This is a genomic window from Micromonospora sp. M42 (assembly GCF_000568915.1).
Taxonomy (GTDB): domain Bacteria; phylum Actinomycetota; class Actinomycetes; order Mycobacteriales; family Micromonosporaceae; genus Micromonospora; species Micromonospora chalcea.
On record NZ_KK037233.1, the window covers coordinates 3,051,246 to 3,071,327 of the forward strand.

Here is a 20,082-nt window from a genome sequence, read left to right on the forward strand (position 1 = left end):
CCCACAGAGCCGTTGGGTGGAACGCCATGGGTGTCTCCGGCCCCGTTTGACACCCATCGCGTTCCACTCACCGCGAGGGCGCGCTGCGCAACGGCAGGTCAAGCGCGGGGCGGGTCCTCCTCGGCCGGGGCGGTGCCATCTATCGGCAGGCCGAACTCCGCCGGTGAGTTCTCGTCGGTGCCGTCCAGGTCCGCGTGCGGCTCGTCCGGGATGACGTCGTCGGGATCGGCGCCTCCGGCGTGCAGTTCGGACAGCTCAACCGGATCAGTCATGCCGCCCTGGTACCCGCCCGGCGCCGCCCGAACCCGCCCGAGGGCCGACGGGGTCAGGCGCGCTGCAGGTGTCGTTCGAGGCCGTCGAAGAGCAGGTCGAGGGTGAACTCGAACTCGGTCTGGGAGTCGCACCAGCCCAGCGTCGGATCGGCCGCGTCGTGCGTCTCGGCGGCCACCATCGCGGCCAGGTGCGGCAGCCGTTCGGCCAGCGCCACCATCTCCGCTTCCGCGGCTGCGGCGTCGGCCGCCCCGCCCGCGTCCGGGCGGAACACCTCCTGGGCGAAGCCGAGCGCCATGCTGCCGAACGCGTGCAGCGCCCGGTGGGCGATCCGGTACGAGAAGCCGCCGTCGACGAGCGTGGCGAGGATGCCGTCGTAGTAGGCGTACACCCCGGCGGGGACTGTCGGGCGCGAGCTGAGCAGCGCGGGGGCCCACGGGTGCCGCAGCATGACCGCGCGCGCGGCGAGGAAGCGCAGCCGCAGCCGGGTACGCCAGTCGCCGCCGGGCGCGTCCGCTTCGGCACGCTCGGCGGCCGAGGTGATCTCCGTGGCGACCGCGTCCACGAGGCCGTCGAGCAGTCCGGCCTTGCCGGGTAGGTGGTGGTAGAGCGACATGGCCTCGACGCCGAGTTCGGCGGCGAGCCGGCGCATCGTGAGCGCCTCCATCCCTTCCGCGTCGACGAGGGCGATCGCGCTGGCCAGGGCCCGCTCGCGGCTCAGCGGCTCCCGAGGTTTCCGCGCTCCCATCCGGCTCCCCATCTCCCCTTGACCTTACAACGTATGGTTGGCCTTACGGCGTAAGGCAAGCCCCGCCACCGCGTCGTTCACCCCCGAAGGAGCCGCCATGCACCAGCTGATCCGTACCGCCCGGGTGACCGGGCTGTTCTACCTCGGGCTCGCCGTCACCGGCGCGCTGGGGTTCCTCACCGTCCGGCCGATGATCTTTAACCCGGACGACGCGGGCGCGACGTTCGCCAACCTGGTGGCCCACGAGTCGCTGGCCCGCGTCGGCATCGTCCTCGAACTGCTCGTCGTCCTCACCCAGGCGCTCACCGCCGTCTGGTTCCACCGCCTGTTCCGGACTGTCGACAGCACCGCCTCGGGCAGCATCGCCGCCTTCGGGCTCGTCAACGCGGTCGCGATCCTGGGCAGCGCCGCAGTGCTCGCGGCGGCCCTGGGGGTGGCGACCGGCGGGCCGGGCGACGCCGACACGGTCCAGCTGCTCTACCTGGTCAGCGGGAACCTGTGGGAGGTGGGCGGCCTCTTCTTCGGGCTCTGGCTGGTGCCGATGGGCTGGTGCGTGCTCCGGTCGGGCTGGCTGCCCCGGCCGCTGGGCCGGCTCCTCGTCGCCGGTGGCGTCGGCTACGTGCTCATGACGTTCGTCGCGTACCTCGCCCCCGGCGCCGGCATCGTCGGCGATCTGCTGGTGGTGCCCGCCACGGTGGGCGAGGTGTGGATCCTCGGCTACCTGATCGTCTTCGGCGTGCGAAAGCGCGCGGAGACGGATGCCAGGGCGACCGCAAACTAGGCGGGGCTCGCGGCCAGGGCGACACCCCGGGCGTACCGGATGGCGGCCGGGGTGTCCGCGAACACCAGGCCCTCGCGGCGCAGCTCCTCGGCGACGCCGAGCGTGCTGAGCACCTGGTCGTGGCCCGGGGTGATGCCGGAGAGCAGCACCGTGATCCCCCGGGCGCGCAGCCGGGCGATGGCGTCGCCGAGCACCTGCGCGCCGGTGGCGTCGATGGTGGAGACGCGGGACATCCGCAGGATCACCACCCGCACGTCGGCCACCTCGGCCAACTCCAGCAGGAACGTGTGCGCGGCGGCGAAGAAGAGCGGCCCGTCCAGCCGGTACGCGACGATGTGCTCGGCGAGCAGCGCGTGCTCCTCGGCGCTGTGCTCGCCGGTGTCCAGCGGCACCTGTTCCAGCTTGGCGCTGCGGGCCACCGCGCGCAGCGCCAGCACGACCGCGACAGCGAGCCCGACGACCACAGCTGTCACCAGGTCCCAGATGACGGTGACGGCGAACGTCAGCACCAGCACCACCGCGTCGGCGCGGGTGGCCCGCATCAGCGCCAGCAGGGAGGCCGCCTCCACCATCCGTACCGTGGTGGCGAGCAGCACCCCGGCCAGGGCGGCCAGCGGGATGCGCCCGACGAGCGGGGCGGCGGCGAGCACGATCGCGGCGAGGGCCACCGCGTGGGTGAGCGCGGCGAGCTTCGAGGACGCCCCGGCGCGGACGTTCACCGCGGTACGGGCGATGGCGGCGGTCGCCGGGATGCCGCCGAAGACCGGGGAGGCGAGGTTGGCCAGGCCCTGGCCGAACAGTTCGCGGTCCGGGTCGTGCCGCTCGCCGACTGTCATGCCGTCGGCCACGGTGGCGGAGAGCAGGCTCTCCAGCGCGGCGAGCGCGGCCACGGCGAGGGCGCTGGGCAGCAGCACGCCCAGCGCGCCGAGGTCGACGAAGTCCAGCGACGGCGCGGGCAGCCCCTGCGGCAGCTCGCCGATCCGGGCCAGGTCGATCGGGGCCAGCTCGGCGAGGAGCGTCGCGGCGGCCACCCCGACCAGGGAGAACGGCACGGCGGGCCGCCACCGGCCGCCGAGCAGCATCAGCGCCGCCACGCCGAGCGCGACAGCGATCGCGGCGGGCCGGGGATGCGCGGCGAACCGGGCGACCGCGTCGGCGGCCACCGCCCACACCTTCTCGCCGTGCGCGCCGGTGACGCCGAGCGCGGCCGGCACCTGTTGCAGCGCGATGACCACGGCGATGCCGGCGGTGAACCCCTCGATCACCGGGGACGGCAGGTAGCGGACGTACCGGCCGAGGCGGGCCAGGGCGAGCGCGATCAGGATCAGCCCGGCCAGCGCGCCGACCATCAGCACGCCACCGGCGCCGAACTGCTGCACCACCGGCACCAGCACGACAGTCATCGCTCCGGTGGGGCCGGAGACCTGGAGGTTGGAGCCGCCGAAGACCGCCGCGACCGCTCCGGCGACGACGGCGGTGACCAGTCCGGCCTGCGCGCCGAGGCCGGAGGTGACGCCGAAGGCGAGCGCCAGGGGCAGCGCCACCACGGCGACGGTGAGCCCGGCGAGCAGGTCGCGCCGGGGCGAGCGGCGCGCCGCCGCCCAGTCGGCCCGGCCGGGCAGCAGCCCGCGGAACAGCCGGCCCGTCTGCCGTACGACGTCACCGGCGCGAAGGGCAGTCGCCGCGCTCACCGGTCCGTCCCCGAGGCCCGCAGCTCGTCCAGCAGGCCGTCCCGGTCGGTGAGGACCGCGCCGAGGATGCGCCGACCGGCGGCGAGCAGGTCCGCCACGTCGGGGGTGCTGAGCGCGTACATGACGAGGGGGCCGTCCCGGTACGAGGTGACCATGCCGGCGCGGCGCAGCACGGCGAGCTGCTGGGAGAGGTTGGACGCCTCCACGTCGATGGCGGCGAGCAGGTCGCGGACCGGTTTCGGCCCGTCCTGGAGCAGTTCGAGCACCCGGATGCGCACGGGGTGCCCGAGGGTGCGGAACAGCTCCGCCTTGGCCTGGTACAGCGGCACCGACACGACACACCCCTCCGACGACGACTCTGAAGACTTTAGCACTTGCATAAATCTTCACATCGACGGAGATGAAGGGCGTCCCGCTCAGGCCAGGTCGTTGACGCAGCGCAGCACCGGCCGGGAGGTGAGCGCCTCGGCATCCAGCGGGCACGTGGTGCTCACCGTGAAGACGACGCTCTCCCCCGGCAGCAGCGTCACCAGGGCCGCGTCGACCTGGGCGGACGGGTCCAGCCGGTCCGGGAACAGCGTCAGGTCGCGCAGCACCGTCCGCGCGGTCACCCGGACCCGCCGGCCGCCGTCCACCGGCTCGACCGCCGCGTCCCACTGCGCCGCCGGCCACCGCACGTCGCGGTCCTCGGCGAAGAACCACAGCGCGCGCTCCGCGGCGTCCCCGGCGTCCGCGACGAGCAGTTCCGCGCGGCCGTCGTCCGGCCGCGCCAGCTCCGCCGGCAGTTCCACCACGACCGAGGAGTACGCCGGGACGTCGAGGTCGACCGAGGTCTTCGCCCTCGGCTCCCCGGTGACTGTCAGCCGGGTGACGGTGGCCGGCCCGCGCCACGCCTGCGCGGTCTCGTTCACCGCCACCAGCGCCGGCCGGCCGTCGCGCGGCTGCACGGTGAGCAGCCGGTCGGCGTAGGCGCGGCGCAGCGCGTACCACAGGGGTTTGCGGCGCCCGTCGCCGTCGATCGCCGACCACGACGTGACCGGCCAGCAGTCGTTGAGCTGCCACACGACGGTGCCGGCGCAGACCGGCCGGTGCGAGCGGAAGTGCTCCACGCCGAGCTGGATGGCGCGGGCCTGGTTGAGCTGGGTGAGGTAGTGCCAGTCGTCGAAGTCGGCGGGCGGCGGCAGGTGGGCGTCGAGCCCGCGCCGCAGCTTGCCGTCCCCGTCGGTTGCCTTCTGGTGGTGCGTCATGCCCGGCGAGTCGTGCGCGAGCGGGTCGTCGGAGAGGGCCCGGCGCAGCGTCGCGTACGCGGGCGGCGCCTGGTAGCCGAACTCGGCCACGAAGCGCGGCACGTAGTCCCGGTAGCGCGTGTAGTCGTCGGTGTTCCACACGTCCCAGATGTGCGTGGTGCCGTGCGCCGGGTTGTTGGGGTGAAGTTCCTCGCTGCCGGACCAGGGACTGCCCGGCCAGTACGGGACGGTCGGGTCCAGCTCCCCGACGACGGCGGGGAGCAGCTCCAGGTAGTAGCCGCGTCCCCAGGTGCGCCCGGCCAGGGGTTCCTGCCAGTCCCAGTCGTGCCAGCCCCAGATGTTCTCGTTGTTGCCGGTCCAGAGCACCAGCGACGGGTGCCCGGCGAGGCGGGTGACCTGCTCGCGCGCCTCCGCCTCGACCTCGGTGCGGAACGGTTCCTCCTCCGGGTACGCGGCGCAGGCGAACAGGAAGTCCTGCTGCACCAGCAATCCCATCTCGTCGGCCAGGTCGTAGAAGTCGTCCGACTCGTACCGGCCGCCGCCCCAGACGCGCAGCAGGTTGACGTGCGCGCCGGCCGCCTGGCCGAACCGCTGCGCGAGGCGCTCCCGGGTGACCCGGTTCGGGAACGCGTCGTCGGGGATCCAGTTGACGCCCCTGACGAACACCGGCACGTCGTTGACGTGCAGCGCGAACGGGGTGCCGTGCGCGTCGGGCGTGGTGTCCAGGCGTACCGAGCGGAACCCGATCCGGCGGGACGCGGCGTCCAGCTCCCGGCCGTCGGCGGCGTGCAGGGTGGCGTCGAGGTCGTAGCGGGGCTGGTCGCCGTACCCGATCGGCCACCACAGCGCGGGGTCCGCGACGGTGAGCGTCACGACGGCGGTCCGCTCCCCCGCCGGTACGGCGATCTCGGCGGTGACCCCGGCGACGGTGGCGCGGACGGTCAGCGGCTCGTCGCCGGTCCGCTCGACCTCGGCGTGCAGCTCGACCCGGCCGACGCCGTCGACCACCGTGACGATCGGCCGGACCGACGCGAGCCGGGCGGTGGACCAGGCGTGCAGGCCGATGTCGCGCCAGATGCCGGCGGTGACGAGCGTCGGTCCCCAGTCCCAGCCGAAGTTGCAGGCGGTCTTGCGGATGAAGTGGAACGGCTCCGGGTACGCGTTCGGCCGGTCACCGAGCCGGTCCCGGTGCGCCTCGGCATACCGGTACGGGGAGTCGAAGCGTACGGCCAGGGTGTTGCCGTCCGGGCGCAGCAGCGCGCGGACGTCGAAGCGGTACGAGCGGTGCTGGTTCTCGGTGCGGCCGACCTCGACGCCGTTGAGCGTGACGGTGGCGACCGTGTCCAGGCCGGCGCAGACCAGGTCGACCCGCTCTTCGTCGCCGGGCTGCCATCCGAACGTCGTCTCGTAGACCCAGTCGGTGCGGCCGATCCAGGTGAGGCGGTTCTCGTTGTCGTCCAGGTACGGGTCGGGGATGAGGCCGGCCGCGAGCAGGTCGGTGTGCACGCATCCGGGCACTGTCGCCGGCACCGCCGTCCCGGCGATCTGCGGCGGCACCGCCGGACCGGGCTCGGCCCGCAGCGTCCATCCCTCGTGCAGCAGAGTTCGACGGCTCACGACTTCACCGCGCCTTCCATGATTCCGCGGACGATCTGACGTCCACCGATGAACAGCATGACCAGCAGGGGCACGGTGGCGATGAACGCACCAGCGAGCACCCGCCGGTAGATCACGTAGTTGCCGCTTGCGAGGTCGGAGACCGCCACCATCGACGTCGGGTAGTCGGTGCCGCTGAGCGTGATGAGCGGCCACTGGAAGTCGTTCCAGGTGGCCACGAACGTGAGCAGGCCGAGCACCGCCAGCGCCGGGCGGATCGCGGGGAGCACGATCGTCGCGTACACCCGCATGGTCGTGGCGCCGTCGACCCGGGCCGACTCGATCAGCTCGTCCGGGACGGTGTTCAGGATGAACTGCCGCATGTAGAACACGCCGAACGCGGTGACCAGGCCGGGCGCGATGACGGCGAGCAGCGTGCCGTTCCAGCCGAGCTTGCCCATCACGATGTAGAGCGCCACGATCCCGAGCTGGTTGGGCACGGTGAGCGTGAGCACCACGAACAGCATCAGCGCGCGGCTGCCCCGGAAGCGCAGCTTGGCGAACGCGAAGCCGGCCAGCGAGCAGAAGAACAGCACCGAGGCGGTCACCACCACCGAGACGATGACGCTGTTGATCAGCGACGCGGCGAAGTAGACGTCTTGGAGGGAGAAGACCTCCTCGACGTTCGTCAGGAACCGGTCGCCGGGGATCACCGCGGGCGGCAGCTTCGCCAGCGCCTCGTCGTCACTGGTGGCGATGACGAACATCCAGTAGAGCGGGAACGCGGCGAACAGCATGCTGACCGCGAGCAGCAGGTAGGTCCAGAGCCCGGCCGGGGTGTCCTGCGGGGCCCGGGCCACCACACGTCGGGTCGTCACCGGCGGCCTCCGGAGAGTCGGTTGGTCAGCAGGTAGTTGAGGCCGGCCACGATCAGGATGATCAGGAACAACGCCCAGGACATGGCGGCGGCGTAGCCGAGGTTGAGGTCCTTCCAGCCGACCTTGTAGATGAGCTGGGCGATGGTCTGCCATTCGCCGTCCGGCCCGCCGGTCGCGGCCTGCGCGTTCGGGTCGAACAGCATCGGCTCGGTGAACAACTGCAACCCGCCGATGGTGGAGAGGATGACTGTGAACAGGACCACCGGCTGGATCATCGGCACGGTTATCCGCCAGAGCTGCTTCCACTGCCCGGCGCCGTCGATGGCGGCGGCCTCGTAGACGTCGCGCGGGATGGACTGCATGGCGGCCAGGTAGAGCAGCGCGTTGTAGCCGATCCACTTCCAGTTGACCATGGTGGCGATGGCGATCCAGGCCTGGAGCTTGCCGGCCCGCCAGTCGATCGGGTCGTCCGCGCCGCCGATGCCGAGCAGGCCGAGCACCCAGTTGGCCATGCCGAAGTCGCGGGAGAAGAAGACGCTGAACACCATCGTGGAGGCCACGATCGGTGTCACGTACGGCAGCAGGACACCCACCCGCCACCAGGTCTGCGCCCGCAGCTTGCGGTTGAGCAGCGACGCGACGAGCAGCGCGAGCAGCAGTTGCGGCACTGTGGAGAGCAGGAAGATGCCGAACGTGTTGTAAAGGGCGTTCCAGAAGTCCTCGTCGGCGGCCAGGCGGCTGAAGTTCTCCAGGCCCGCCCAGTACGGCAGCGTCGGGTCGTCCAGGCGGTAGTTGCGCAGCGACACGACCGCGTTGAACAGCAGCGGGAACAGCCCGAACACGAGGAAGAGCAGGAAGAACGGCGCGATCATCAGGTACGGCACGTAGCGCATGTCGAAGCGGTACAGCCGGTCGCGCCAGGTCATCCGCCGGTCGCCGGCACTGCCGCCCTGCGGCGCGGGTGGGCGGCGGGGCGGTGCGGCACGGGTGCTGGACATCTGTTCACTCCAGGGCCGGGAGATCGGACGGTGACGGGGCGGGCCGGGCCGCCACGTCACCGCTGACACGTCAGGACTTCGCGGCCTTCTCGGCCTCCTTGACCGCCTCGTTCCAGGCGGCGCCGGACTTGAGCGACTTGTTCTCCACCCGCCGGATCACGTTCTCCACCGCCACCCGGGTCGGGCCGTTCTTGCGGCCCAGGTACTGCGGGGTGAGGCCCTGCGCCATCTTCGGGAAGATCTGGCCGACCGGGGCGTCGTTGAAGAACGGGTTCTTGAAGTCGGCGATGGCCGGGTCGGTGTAGAGCGCCGGCTGCGACGGCAGGTTGCCGACCTTCTTGAAGATCTCGATCTGCTGTTCCGGCGCGACCAGCCAGGTCAGCAGCTTGTACGCCTCGTCGACGTTCTTGCCCTGCTTCGGCAACGTCAGGAACGATCCGCCCCAGTTGCCGCCGCCACCCGGTACCGCGGCGATGTCCCACTTGCCCTCGGTGCCGGGCGCGGTGTCCTTGATGTGGCCGAGCATCCAGGCCGGGCAGGCGAGCACCGCGAACGCGCCGCTGGTGAAGCCCTTGTCCCAGTCGGCCTGGAAGCTGACCAGGTTCGCCGAGAGCCCGGCGCCGACGGCCTTGACCGTGTAGTCGAACGCGACTTTCGGGCCCTGCTCCATCCGGAGCTGGTCCTGCTCGTCGTAGAACCCGACCGGCTGCTGACCGAGGATCGGGTTGAACAGGTTGGTGCCGGCGTCGATGAACTTCTTCTTCGTCGTGGTGGTGTACTGCTGGCCGACCTCGATGAACCTGTCCCAGGTGGGCCAGAGCGCTGACACCTGGTCGCGTTCGGTGGGCAGGCCGGCGGCCTTGAACAGGTCGGTGCGGTAGCACATGGCCAGGCCGCCGACGTCGGTGCCGAGGCCGATCTGCGTCTTGCCGTCCGCCGACAGCGACTGCTTCCACTTCCAGGGCAGGTACTTGCTCTCGTACGAGCCGGCGCCCTTGTCGAGCAGGTTGACGAACTTGTCGGACTGGCTTCGGAACTGGACCATGAAGCCCTCGTCGATCGCCGCGATGTCCGGCGCGCCGTTGCCCGCGACGAGCTTCTTCTGCAGGTCCTCGTGCTGGGCGTTGTACTCGCCCGAGTTGAGCTGGATCTTGACGTTCGGATGTTCGGCCTCGTACCTGGCCTTGAGGTCCTGGAGCCCGAAGTCGCCCCAGAAGTTGATTTTCAGCGTGACCTGACCACCGGCCGGGTCGGAGCCGCCGGTGGTGCTCCGGCCGCTGCAGGCGGCGATCATGACCAGGCTGACGGCACCGACGGCGGTCACCCGCGCCAGGTGCGTCCAGGACCGTCTCATCTCATCCTCCACGCCGAAATGGGAACGCTCCCGAATATCGAGAGACGTTGACTGAACCGGATAAGTGACGCCACCGTACGGTTCCCATTCACGACTGTCAACGGCCGGTTACCGATGTGCCGATCCGGTAACCTCGCCGCCGCTCACGACCACGCTGCGGGCGGTCTCGTCGGGTCCGCGCTCTAAGCTGAACCGCACAAGCGACTGCCGCCGGATGCGGTCCACCGATGCCGCCCGCGGCACCCGGACCCGGCACCGCGTGCAGTAGCGTCACCAGACGCCGGTGATCCGGCGACCGGAAGCGCCCGCGAGGGCCGGACACAGTGGAGGAACGCTCCGGTGAAGCGGCCGACCATCGCCGACGTCGCCCGGCGCGCCGGGGTCTCCAAGGGCGCGGTGTCGTACGCGCTCAACGGCCAGCCCGGCGTCTCCGAGGCGACCCGCCAGCGCATCCTCGCGATCGCCGCCGAGATCGGGTTCCGGCCCAGCAGCGCCGCCCGCGCGTTGTCCGGGGCGACCGCCAAGGCGGTCGGGCTGGCGCTGTGCCGCCCCGCCCGGATACTCGGCATCGAGCCGTTCTTCATGGAGCTGATCAGCGGCGTCGAGGCCGAGCTGTCGGCCCGCTCGTACGCGCTCACGCTCCAGGTGGTCAGCGACCAGGACGCCGAGATCGCGGTCTACCGGCGGTGGTGGGCCGAGCGCCGGGTCGACGGCGTGCTCGTCTGCGACCTGCGCACCGACGACCGGCGGGTGCCGGCGCTGGAGGAGCTGCAACTGCCGGCGGTGGTGATCGGCGGCCCCGGCCACACCGGCGGCCTCGCGAGCGTCTGGGCCGACGACGCGGCGGCGCTGGTCGAGACGGTGGAGTACCTGGTCGCGCTCGGCCACCGGCGCATCGCCCGGGTCGGCGGGCTGCCCTCGCTGCTGCACACCGAGATCCGCACCGAGGCGTTCACCGGCGTGTGCCGGCGGCTCGGGCTGGAGGAGGCGCAGACGGTCTGGTCCGACTACACCGGCGAGGAGGGCGCGCGGGCGACCCGCCGGCTGCTCAGCTCCGCCGCCCGCCCCACCGCGGTGATCTACGACAACGACGTGATGGCGATCGCCGGGCTCTCGGTGGCCCAGGAGATGGGCCTGGCCGTCCCCGGCGACCTGTCCATCGTGGCCTGGGACGACTCGCCGCTCTGCCGGCTGGTGCACCCGCCGCTGACCGCGCTGGGCCGGGACATCCCGGCGTACGGCGCGCACGCCGCCCGGCAGCTCCTCGCCGTGATCGCGGGTGAGCCGGCCGCCGTGGTCCAGGACGAGACCGCGCACCTCACGCCGCGCGGCAGCACGGCCCCACCTCGTACGACAGAACGCTGAACCGGTTCAGCTCAGCGGGCGGCGGAGGGGAACTCCTCGAACCACGCCTCGACCCGCTCGGCGGTCGCCGGGCGGGCCAGCGCGAAGCCCTGCCCGTACCGGCAGCCGGCCCGGCGCGCGCCCGCCACCTGGCCCTCCGACTCCAGCTCCTCGACCACCAACTCGACCCCGAGCCGGTCGGCCAGGTTCGCCACCACGTCGATGAGCGGACGCTGCCCGTCCCCACCCGGCCGGACCAGATGCGGGCCCACCTTGAGCAGGTCGATCGGCAGGCGGCGGAGCTGGGCGAGCGAGGCGTGCTCGGCGCGGAAGTCGTCGAGCGCGGTCCGCACGCCGATCGAGCGGAGACCGGCGAGCCGGGCCACCACAGTGGACAACTCGGCGCCCACCCCCGGCTCGGCCACCTCCACCACCAGCCGCTCCGGCGACACGTCGTACGCGGCCAGCGCGGTCGCCGTACGCGCCACGAAGTCCGGCGCGGCCAGCTCACGCGGCGTCACGTTGACAGCCATCCACAGCTCCCGGCCGCCCCCCGACCACGCGGCGAGTTGGCGGCAGGCCCGGTCCACCACCCACCGCCCGATCTCGCCGACCAGATCGAGGTCGGCCGCCACCGGCAGCAACTCCGCCGGCAGCACGGTGCCCAGCGTGGGACTGCGCCAGCGCAGCAACGCCTCGGTGCCGACCGGTGTCCGCTCCGCGAGCGCCACCACCGGCTGGTAGACCAGGTCCAGCTCACCGCGCGCCACCGCGCCGGGCAGCTCCCGTTCCAGATCCAGGCGCCGGACCAGTTGCTCCTCCAGGTAGGCGTCGTACCACTCGACCCGGTCCCGGCCGAGCTGCACCGCCCGGCGGCGGGCCAGGTCGGCCTGACGCAGCACGTCCTCCGGCTCGCCGCTTCCGGTCTCGGCCAGCCCGACGCTCACCCGCACCCGGGCCACCCCGCCCGGCCGCGGGTACGGCTCGGTCAGCGCCGCCAGCAGCCGGGTGCCGAGCGCGTACGCCAGCACCGGCCCGACATCGGTGAGGACCGCGTACTCGGCGTCGCCCAGCCGGGCGACCAGGTCGTGCGCCTCGACGCCGGCTCGGAGCCGGCGCGCGACCTCGGTGAGCACCGGCCCCTCCGGCACGGCCGCGCCCTCGCCGTGCAGGTCGACCACGAGCAGGGCGCCACCGTTGCGCTGCGCCAACGCCCGGACCAGATCCGCGCGCGTCAGTGGCGCGGGCTCGACGGCCCGGGCATCAGGCCCGAGCCTGCGCCGCAGCCACGCCTCCCGGGCCGCCAGTCGTTGCACGCGGCGACGCTGGTCCGCGGCGGCGAGCAGCTCACCCACCATGATCGGCGGAACGACCGTCAGGCCCAGGGCCATCGCGCCGGTGCTGAACTCCCCCACCACGCACAGATGGACACCGGCGGCCAGCGCGGCGATCCCGGCCGGCGCGGTGAGGCGGGGCCAGGCGGCCGGCGCCACGTCCCGGTCCGGCCGCTCCCCGGCCAGGCACGCCGGAGGCCCGCGACGGTCAGCAGCGCCCCCGCCAGCAGCGGCGCTGCGACGACCGGCAGCGCCCGGTCCGGCGCGCCGTACGCCAGCAGCACCACAAGCAGCGTCAGCCCCGCCGAGCGTCAGCGCGGCCCCGGCGTGACAGCGTGCGGCGCCCGGCCGGCGGTGACGTTCGGCGAGGGCCGCCACCACGAGCACGGCCAGCACCACCGCGCCGCCCGACGCGGCGATCCCGGCGGCGGCCGGGACCGGGCCGCCCGGCAGCAGCATCCAGCCGGCGAAGACCAGGCTGACGCCGAGCGCGAGCACGTCGACGGTACGGCGTACCAGCTCGGGCCCGGACAGCCGGGACCGGCCGGGCAGGCGCAGCAGCGCCGTCACGTACAGCGGCGCGGTGAGGCACAGCCCGGTCAGCGCGATCGGCAGCCGGTACGCGGGATCACTCAGCGGCAGCACCGCCACGGAGAGCCCGGCGACCAGGACGGCGGCGTCGAGGATCGCGGCGACCCGGCGGGACAACGCGACCCGGCGCGCCTGCCGCCCGGTCGTCACGCCCGCCGCGAGTGCGTCCCGGCGCTCGGGTGGGCCGGTTTCGGTGCTCCGGGCTGGTGATTCGGCGGTTCGGGCGTCGACGGTCGGCGGCGCGTTCGGGGCGAGGTCGCTCGGAGCGGGCAGCGCTCCACCGGCCAGCCAGGCGAGCCGGACGCAGGCGAGTGCGGATCCACCGGCGACGGCGAGCGCGGTCGCGGCCGGACCGGGTAGGAGCCCGGCGACGCCCGCCAGGAGAAAGACCGCGCCGGTGAGCGACACGGCGACATCGGGCAGGGGTGGCCGCCGACGGGGACCGGCGGGAGGAGGGACGGGCACGGCGGTCGCCTTCGTGAGGGGGCACGGGGGCGGTGCGGTTGCGGTTCGCGGTAACGACGTGCGGGGTCGGGGCGGGCGGGACGCATCGGCGGGGACCGCTGCGGCCACGCCTAGAAACGATCCCGGAAGCGCCCGGTGACGTCATCCCACCAGTGACATCCGTCACACCCCCGCCTCCCGACGAGCCCGCGCCAGATCTTGGTACGCAGTCGCCCTCGGGAGGGCGGAGACGTACCAAGATCTCCGGGGTTGGCGGGGCTGCCGGGGCGCGGGGTGGCGGGAGTCGGCCGGGTGGGATCATCGGAGGGTGAGCCGTGCCGATACCGTCCGTTTCCGACACAACCAGGCCATCCTGGTCGCCGCGATCGTCGCCACCATCGGCGCGCTGCCGCTGGCCTCCGCCCGCTGGTGGCTGCTCTGGGTGCTGCTCGTCCCGCTCACCGTCGCGGTCTGGGCGTGGCGCGCCGGCACCGACGCCGACGCCGCGGAACTGCGGCTGCGGGCGATCGCCGGGCAACGCCGGGTGCCGTGGACGCGCGTCACCGAACTGGCCGGCGATGCCCGGGGCCGCGCGCTCGCCCGGCTCGACGACGGCGAGGTGGTGATGCTGCCGGCGGTACGCGCCACCGAGCTGCCCCACCTGATCGCCGTCACCGGGAAGGAGCTGCCCGGTGAGGCGAACGCTCAGTAAGCCTCGACCACCCGGTTCGTCAGCTCCTCCCCGGCACGTACCGGCGCAGCTGCTCGGCCACCAGGCGGTACGCACGGGGCAGCAGACCGCGTACCGAGCCGCCGATGTGCGGGGTGAGCAGCAGGTTCGGCAGCTCCCACAGGGGATGGTCGGCGGGCAGCGGCTCCGGGTCGGTGACGTCCACCGCCGCCCGCAGGCGCCCCGAGGCCAGCTCGGCGAGCAGCGCCGGGGTGCTGACCACCGGCCCCCGTGCGGCGTTCACCAGCAACGCGCCGTCCGGCATCGCGGCCAGGAACTTCTCGTCGACCAGCCCCCGGGTCCGGTCGGTCAGCGGCACCAGCAGCACCACCACGTCCGCCTCCGGCAGCAGGGCGGGCAGCTCGTCCACCCCGTGCACACCCTGGTCCGGGCGCGGCGTACGGGCCACCAGCGTGAAGCTCACCTCGAACGGGGCGAGCCGGTCACGCACCGCCGTGCCGATCGAGCCGGCGCCCACGATCAGCACGCGCTTACCGGCAAGTTCGTCGGTCGGCGCCACCTCGTCGTACGCCCACTCGCGCCGCGCCTGCGCCCGGGCCAGCGGCGCGAACCCGCGCAGCGAGGCGAGGATCGCGGCCACCACCCACTCGGCGGTGGGCGAGTCGTGCACGCCCCGGGCGTCGCAGAGCGTCACACCGTCCGGGACGCGCCCCACCCAGGCGTCCGCGCCGGCGGAGAGCAGCTGCACCACCTCGACGTCCGGCAGGCGGGCCAGGAACGCGCCGGCGTCCGGGCCGGACAGGAACGGCGGCACCCAGAACCGCACCCCGGCCGGGGACGACGGGGGCCGTTCCGGGTCCTCCAGCAGCTCCACGGTGACGCCGGGCGGCAGCTCGCCGAGCAGCCGGAGGCCTTCGGGGTGCGGGATCCATGCCTTCACGACCGCCGACCATATCGGCAGCCCCGGGCCGGCATGGCGTGGGCCGTGACGAACGCCCCGCCCGGGGTCGATTGACAGTGCAGCGGGGTATAACCGAGGACGGGATGCCGGTCGGGTGTTCCGCTTGCTGAGGGCGGTGGCGATGAGCGAGGACGGCCGGGGCCGGGTGGCCGTGCCGATTGCCGCGCTCACCGATCCCGACCGGTTGCGTGCGCTCGACGAGACGCGGCTCGACGCCGTACCCGACGAGGCGTTCGACAGGTTCGCCCGCCTGGTCGGCGACCTGCTCGACGTGCCGGTCGCGCTGGTCTCCCTGGTCGACGCCGACCGGCAGTTCTTTCCCGGCGCGACCGGACTGCCGGAGCCCTGGGCGGCGCGCCGGCAGACACCGCTGAGCCACTCGTTCTGCCAGCACGTCGTCGACATCGAGATGCCGCTGGTGCTGCCCGACGCCCGCCTCTACCCCCGGGTACGCCTCAACCTGGCCATCGAGGACCTGGGCGTGGTGGCGTACGCCGGAATGCCGCTCACCGACCTGGACGGGCGGGTGCTCGGCTCGCTCTGCGCGATCGACAGCAAGCCCCGGGCCTGGACCCCCGAGCAGCTGCGTACGCTCGCCGACCTGGCCGCCGCGTGCTCCTCGGAGCTGCGGCTGCGCATCGCGGTCCGCGGCGCCGAGCAGGCCCGCCGCCGCGCCGAGGAGGCGCACGACCGGCTCGCCATGCTGGCCGGGATGAGCGAGATGCTCGGCGGCACGCTCGACGTGGCCACTGCCGTCGACCGGCTCGGGCACGCGATGGTGCCGCTGCTCGCCGACTGGTGCCTGATCACGCTCGTCGACCCGGCGGGCCGCCCGCGCACCGTCACCGGCGTACACCGGGACGCCGAACGCGAGGCCGACCTGGCCCGCTTCGCCGAGTTGCTGACGACCGGCCTCAGCGCGGAGTCGCAGATCCGTTCGGTGCTGCGTACCGGGCGGCCGGCGGTGCGGGCCGTGGCCGGACTGGACGACGTGGCGCGCGGCACCACGCGCCCGGAGCTGGTGCCGCTCGCCGACCGGCTCGGCATCGGCTCCCACCTGACCGTGCCGATCACCGCCGCCGGGGACCGGGTGATCGGGGCGGTCACCCTCGTCAACCGCCAGGGGCGGCGCGGTTTCGACGACAGCGACCTGCGCACCGCGCAGGACATCGGGGTACGCGCCGGACAGGCGGTCGGCAACAGCCGCCTCTACGGTGAGCAGCGCCACGTCGCCGAGGTGCTCCAGCACAGCATGCTGCCCACCCTGCCGACGGTGCCGGGGATCGAGCTGGCCGCCCGCTACCTGCCGGTCGCGGACCGGGTCGAGGTGGGCGGTGACTGGTACGACGCGTTCGTCCAGCCCGACGGCGAGCTGGTGGCCGCGATCGGTGACGTCGCCGGTCACGACATCGAGGCGGCGGCCACCATGGGCCAGTTGCGCAACCTGGTGCGCGGCAACGCGTACGGGCGCGACGACCCGGTGGAGTTGCTGGTGGCGCAGCTCGACCGGGCGATGGGCGGGCTGCGGGTGCCCACCGTCGCCACCGCGGTGCTGGCCCGGATCCGCCCGGACGGGGACGGGCTGCGGGTCTCCTGGTGCAACGCCGGGCATCCCCCACCGGTGCTGGTCCGGGCGGACGGCACGGTCTCGGTCGCCGAGGGACGCGGGCCGCTGCTCGGCCTGGCCCGGGCGCCCCGGCGTACCGGCCGGACACTGGTCCTCGCCCCCGGCGACACGCTGCTGCTGCACACCGACGGCTGATCGAGCGCCGGGACCGGTCGATCGACGAGGGACAGGCCGACCTGCTCGCCCATCTCCGCGCCGACGGGCCGGGCGTACCGCTGGACCTGCTCTGCGACCGGCTGCTCGCCGCCGCCCACCGCCGTGAGGACGACGTGGCCCTGCTCGCCCTGCGTGCCGGCTGAGCTGAGCGGCCCGGTTCGGCGCTTCGCCCGGCTAGGCTGGGCCGGGTGAGAGCGCGTCTTCCGTACCCCCGTGCCCGCCGGCTCCGCACGGCGCTGGCGGTGTCCTGCGCGGCGCTGCTGCTGGGCAGCGCCGGTTGCGCCCTCGGCGAGCCCGAGCCGGACCCGGCCGGCGCGCCGCCCAACCTGCCGAGCCCGTCCAGCACCGCCAGCCCGGGTGGGGCCGGCCAGCAGGTGGTCGCCACCGTGCTGGCCAAGGGCCTGGAGGTGCCGTGGGGCATCGCGTTCCTGCCCGACGGCGCGGCGCTGGTGACCGAGCGGGACAAGGGGCGGATCCTTCAGGTCGGCCCCGAGTCCGGCCCGGACGGGCTGGCCGTGCGGCCGGTGCAGACCGTGCCGGACGTGGCCGCCGGCGGCGAGGGCGGTCTGCTCGGCATCGCGGTCTCGCCGGCGTACGAGCGGGACCGGACGATCTTCGTCTACTACACCGCCGAGAACGACAACCGGATCGCCAAGATGCGGCTCGGGCAGGCGCCGACGCCGATCCTGACCGGCATCCCGAAGGCCGGCACGCACAACGGCGGCGGGCTGGGCTTCGGCCCGGACGGTCTCCTCTACGCCAGCACCGGCGACGCCGGGCGCACCGAGAACGCCCAGGACGCGAAGAGCCTCGGCGGCAAGATCCTGCGGATCACCCCGGACGGCAAGCCGGCGCCGGGCAACCCGACCGCCGGGTCGCCGGTCTGGTCGACCGGACACCGCAACGTGCAGGGCTTCGCCTGGACGCCGGACAAGAAGATGTACGCGGTGGAGTTCGGGCAGAACACCTGGGACGAGATCAACCCGATCAACAAGGGCGGCAACTACGGGTGGCCCCGGGTGGAGGGGCGCAGCGACGACAGGCGCTACGTCAACCCGATCACGCAGTGGCCCACCGGCGACGCCTCCTGCTCCGGCCTGGCCGCCGTGGATCGGCTGCTGGTCGCCGCCTGCCTGCGCGGGCAACGGCTGTGGCTGGTGGAGCTGGCCGGCAACGGGACCGTCCTCGGTCAGCCGCGCGACCTGCTCAACGACAAGTACGGCCGGCTCCGGGCGGCGGCGGTGGCCCCGGACGGCTCGCTCTGGGTGAGCACCTCGAACCGGGACGGGCGGGGCCGGCCCGCCGCCGAGGACGACCGCCTCCTGCGGCTGGTCTTCGCCGACGGGGGCGCCGGCCGGAGCTGATCCGGGTCGGCAGGTTTGTCAAGATCGCTCAAGGGGCAGGTCAGGATCTCAGCATGGACGGCCACGACAACGAAGAGCACCGCGCGGGGGACGAGACGTCGCCCGGGCGCGGGCCTGCCCGCCGCTGGACGGCGTGGCGGCCGGGTCGCCGGCTGCGCCGGCTGGGTGTCGTGCTGGCCCTGTTCGCGGTCACGCTCGGCGGCATCGTGGTCGGCACGTACGCGGGCGGCCACGTCGGCACCGACATCGGCCCGTTCCGGGCCGAGCTGAAGCTCAGCCCGTCACTGAGCGGCGGCACCACCGTCGACATCCCGCCGCTGGGCGCGTTGCTGCTGGACAGCCACGACGGGCCGGCGTACCTGACCGTCGAGGTGGGCGCGCTCGACCAGGGGCGCACCGAGGCGCTGATCGACGACCCGGCCAGCATCAGCCGGGCCAGCCAGTCGGCGGTGCAGGACGTCCGCGACGGCGTGATGCGGCTCGGGCTGCGTACGCTCGCCTCGGCGGTGCTGGCCACACTGATCCTGGCCGCGCTTGTGTTCCGCGACGTGCGCCGTACCGCCTGGGCCGGCGGCCTGGCGCTCGTCATCACCGCCGGCAGCCTCGGAGTGGCCGCGACGACGCTGCGTCCGCAGGCGATCGAGGAGCCACGGTACGAGGGCCTGCTGGTGAACGCGCCCGCGATCGTCGGTGACGCGCGGCGGATCGCCAACGACTACACCAAGTACGCCGAGCAGTTGCAGCGGCTGGTCGGCAACGTCAGCAAGCTGTACACCACGGTCTCCGCGCTGCCGGTGGTGCAGCCGTCGCCGGGCACCACCCGGGTGCTGCACGTGTCGGACATGCACCTCAACCCGACCGGCTGGCAGTTGATCCGTACCGTGGTCGAGCAGTTCGGCATCGACGTGGTCATCGACACCGGCGACATGACCGACTGGGGCAGCGAGCCGGAGGCGTCCTTCGTCGGCTCGATCGGCCTGCTCAAGAAGCCGTACGTGTTCATCCGCGGCAACCACGACTCGCCGCGCACCGCCGCCGCGGTGGCCCAGCAGCCGAACGCGATTGTGCTGAACAACTCGATCACGACGGTGGGCGGGCTGACCATCGCCGGCATCGGCGACCCCCGCTTCACTCCGGACAAGGAGACCTCACCGGCCGGCAGCGGCCTCACCGCCGCCGTCGCCGACCAGGTGATCGGCGCCGGCGAACAGCTCGCCGCGACGGTCGAGAAGTCGCCGCGCAAGGTCGACATCGCGCTCGTGCACGATCCCGCCTCGGCCGGCCCGCTCTCCGGCACCTGCCCGCTGGTGCTCTCCGGGCACACCCACGCCCGGCAGGTGTCGAAGCTGCCGGAGGTGCCCGGCAAGCAGCCGACCACGCTGATGGTGGAGGGCTCGACCGGCGGGGCCGGGCTGCGCGGCCTGGAGGGCGAGAAGCCGACGCCGCTGACCATGACGGTGCTCTACTTCGACCAGCAGAAGCTGCTCCAGGCCTACGACGAGATCACCGTGGGCGGGACCGGGCAGTCGCAGGTCAACCTGGAGCGGCACGTCATCCGCGACCCGGCCAAGGGCGACCAGGTGCCGGTCACCCCGACCCCGACCCGGGGACCCTCCGAGTCGCCGTCGCCGGGTTCGACCACCCTGAGCCCCACCGCCACCCCCACCCGCTGACCGTCCGGGCCTTCTCCGGCCGCCTGCCGCGCGGACGCCCGGTCACCGCGTGTCACCGACCCGTCCGGCACTGGCATGTCCTGCCGCCGCCTTTGCTCTGCACCCATCGGCGCGGCAGGCACCGGGAGTGACCGCACGGACGGCCGCGCGCCGCGGGCACTCTTCGCCGCACCCCAGCTCAGGGCGATGCTGCGGATGTGGCTGCAGAGCAAAGGCGGCGAGAGGCGATCGCCCGGGTCGCCGGAGACGGTCACTCTCAGCAATCGGGCGAAGCCGTCGCTTTCCGTGACCACCACGGCCTGCCGCGGTGCCGGGGTCGAGCCGGACCAGCCCG

General features: G+C 73.3%; 14 protein-coding genes and 2 pseudogenes. 6 read left to right on the forward strand and 10 right to left on the reverse strand.

Features of this window, described 5'->3' with window-relative positions; translation table 11 throughout:
• Nucleotides 1–98: 98 nt before the first annotated feature.
• Both MCBG_RS33020 and MCBG_RS13695 read right to left on the reverse strand, forming a co-directional pair.
• Entirely contained in the window at nucleotides 99–272 is a 174-nt protein-coding gene (locus MCBG_RS33020) for a hypothetical protein (RefSeq protein WP_181373735.1), read from the reverse strand.
• A 53-nt stretch (nucleotides 273–325) separates the two neighbouring features.
• Complete coding sequence (locus MCBG_RS13695) at nucleotides 326–1,030, reverse strand: TetR/AcrR family transcriptional regulator C-terminal domain-containing protein (protein WP_084789519.1); 705 nt, start codon at nucleotides 1,028–1,030, stop codon at nucleotides 326–328.
• 85 nt (nucleotides 1,031–1,115) lie between these two features.
• Between MCBG_RS13695 and MCBG_RS13700 the strand changes: the two genes are divergently transcribed.
• On the forward strand, nucleotides 1,116–1,799 hold the full coding sequence (locus MCBG_RS13700) for a DUF4386 domain-containing protein (RefSeq protein ID WP_043326021.1): 684 nt from the start codon (nucleotides 1,116–1,118) through the stop codon (nucleotides 1,797–1,799).
• On the opposite strand, the gene MCBG_RS13705 is transcribed toward MCBG_RS13700, so the two are convergent.
• The 6 genes from MCBG_RS13705 to MCBG_RS13730 all read right to left on the reverse strand — a co-directional run bounded on the left by MCBG_RS13705 (nucleotide 1,796) and on the right by MCBG_RS13730 (nucleotide 9,563).
• A complete protein-coding gene (locus MCBG_RS13705) occupies nucleotides 1,796–3,490 on the reverse strand; it encodes a SulP family inorganic anion transporter (RefSeq protein ID WP_043326022.1) in 1,695 nt (564 codons plus the stop codon). The two genes, MCBG_RS13700 and MCBG_RS13705, sit on opposite strands and share 4 nt — an antisense overlap.
• Nucleotides 3,487–3,825: an ArsR/SmtB family transcription factor gene (locus MCBG_RS13710; RefSeq protein WP_043326024.1), complete on the reverse strand. Its 339-nt coding sequence runs from the start codon at nucleotides 3,823–3,825 to the stop codon at nucleotides 3,487–3,489. Before MCBG_RS13710 ends, MCBG_RS13705 begins: the two co-directional genes overlap by 4 nt.
• A gap of 81 nt (nucleotides 3,826–3,906) precedes the next feature.
• Entirely contained in the window at nucleotides 3,907–6,354 is a 2,448-nt protein-coding gene (locus tag MCBG_RS13715; RefSeq protein ID WP_043326026.1) for a glycoside hydrolase family 2 protein, read from the reverse strand.
• Nucleotides 6,351–7,211, reverse strand: a complete 861-nt coding sequence (locus MCBG_RS13720) for a carbohydrate ABC transporter permease (RefSeq protein ID WP_043326027.1) — start codon at nucleotides 7,209–7,211, stop codon at nucleotides 6,351–6,353. Before MCBG_RS13720 ends, MCBG_RS13715 begins: the two co-directional genes overlap by 4 nt.
• Nucleotides 7,208–8,209 (reverse strand): carbohydrate ABC transporter permease, encoded by a 1,002-nt coding sequence (locus tag MCBG_RS13725; RefSeq protein WP_043326029.1) that lies wholly within the window; start codon nucleotides 8,207–8,209, stop codon nucleotides 7,208–7,210. The genes MCBG_RS13720 and MCBG_RS13725 overlap by 4 nt, the downstream gene beginning before the upstream one ends.
• 70 nt (nucleotides 8,210–8,279) lie before the next feature.
• Entirely contained in the window at nucleotides 8,280–9,563 is a 1,284-nt protein-coding gene (locus MCBG_RS13730; protein WP_043326031.1) for an ABC transporter substrate-binding protein, read from the reverse strand.
• A 339-nt stretch (nucleotides 9,564–9,902) separates the two neighbouring features.
• Between MCBG_RS13730 and MCBG_RS13735 the strand changes: the two genes are divergently transcribed.
• Nucleotides 9,903–10,928, forward strand: coding sequence for a LacI family DNA-binding transcriptional regulator (locus MCBG_RS13735; protein ID WP_043326033.1), 1,026 nt, complete (start codon nucleotides 9,903–9,905; stop codon nucleotides 10,926–10,928).
• Between the two features lie 11 nt (nucleotides 10,929–10,939).
• Here MCBG_RS13735 and MCBG_RS13740 read toward each other — a convergent pair whose 3' ends face one another.
• The gene (locus tag MCBG_RS13740; protein WP_223201213.1) at nucleotides 10,940–13,297 is read right to left on the reverse strand and encodes a bifunctional diguanylate cyclase/phosphodiesterase; all 2,358 of its coding nucleotides are present in this window, start codon (nucleotides 13,295–13,297) and stop codon (nucleotides 10,940–10,942) included.
• 307 nt (nucleotides 13,298–13,604) lie between these two features.
• On the opposite strand from MCBG_RS13740, the gene MCBG_RS13745 reads away from it, so the two are divergent.
• Complete coding sequence (locus MCBG_RS13745) at nucleotides 13,605–13,988, forward strand: PH domain-containing protein (RefSeq protein ID WP_043326035.1); 384 nt, start codon at nucleotides 13,605–13,607, stop codon at nucleotides 13,986–13,988.
• Here MCBG_RS13745 and MCBG_RS13750 read toward each other — a convergent pair.
• A pseudogene (locus MCBG_RS13750) lies at nucleotides 13,982–14,907 on the reverse strand (2-hydroxyacid dehydrogenase). The gene MCBG_RS13745 and the pseudogene MCBG_RS13750 sit on opposite strands and share 7 nt — an antisense overlap.
• A gap of 142 nt (nucleotides 14,908–15,049) precedes the next feature.
• Between MCBG_RS13750 and MCBG_RS13755 the strand changes: the two are divergent.
• The 3 genes and pseudogenes from MCBG_RS13755 to MCBG_RS13765 all read left to right on the forward strand — a co-directional run bounded on the left by MCBG_RS13755 (nucleotide 15,050) and on the right by MCBG_RS13765 (nucleotide 19,748).
• Nucleotides 15,050–16,854: pseudogene (locus MCBG_RS13755) on the forward strand (SpoIIE family protein phosphatase).
• Between the two features lie 45 nt (nucleotides 16,855–16,899).
• Nucleotides 16,900–18,075: a PQQ-dependent sugar dehydrogenase gene (locus MCBG_RS13760; RefSeq protein WP_043326037.1), complete on the forward strand. Its 1,176-nt coding sequence runs from the start codon at nucleotides 16,900–16,902 to the stop codon at nucleotides 18,073–18,075.
• 53 nt (nucleotides 18,076–18,128) lie between these two features.
• Nucleotides 18,129–19,748: a metallophosphoesterase family protein gene (locus MCBG_RS13765; protein ID WP_043326039.1), complete on the forward strand. Its 1,620-nt coding sequence runs from the start codon at nucleotides 18,129–18,131 to the stop codon at nucleotides 19,746–19,748.
• Nucleotides 19,749–20,082: the final 334 nt, after the last annotated feature.

Bases quoted from the DNA above. Each gene is read 5' to 3' on its own strand.
- MCBG_RS13695 (WP_084789519.1), bottom strand. From the start codon at position 1,030: ATGGGGAGCCGGATGGGAGCGCGGAAACCTCGGGAGCCGCTGAGCCGC.
- MCBG_RS13765 (WP_043326039.1), top strand. From the start codon at position 18,129: ATGGACGGCCACGACAACGAAGAGCACCGCGCGGGGGACGAGACGTCG.
- MCBG_RS33020 (WP_181373735.1), bottom strand. From the start codon at position 272: ATGACTGATCCGGTTGAGCTGTCCGAACTGCACGCCGGAGGCGCCGAT.
- MCBG_RS13730 (WP_043326031.1), bottom strand. From the start codon at position 9,563: ATGAGACGGTCCTGGACGCACCTGGCGCGGGTGACCGCCGTCGGTGCC.
- MCBG_RS13700 (WP_043326021.1), top strand. From the start codon at position 1,116: ATGCACCAGCTGATCCGTACCGCCCGGGTGACCGGGCTGTTCTACCTC.
- MCBG_RS13725 (WP_043326029.1), bottom strand. From the start codon at position 8,209: ATGTCCAGCACCCGTGCCGCACCGCCCCGCCGCCCACCCGCGCCGCAG.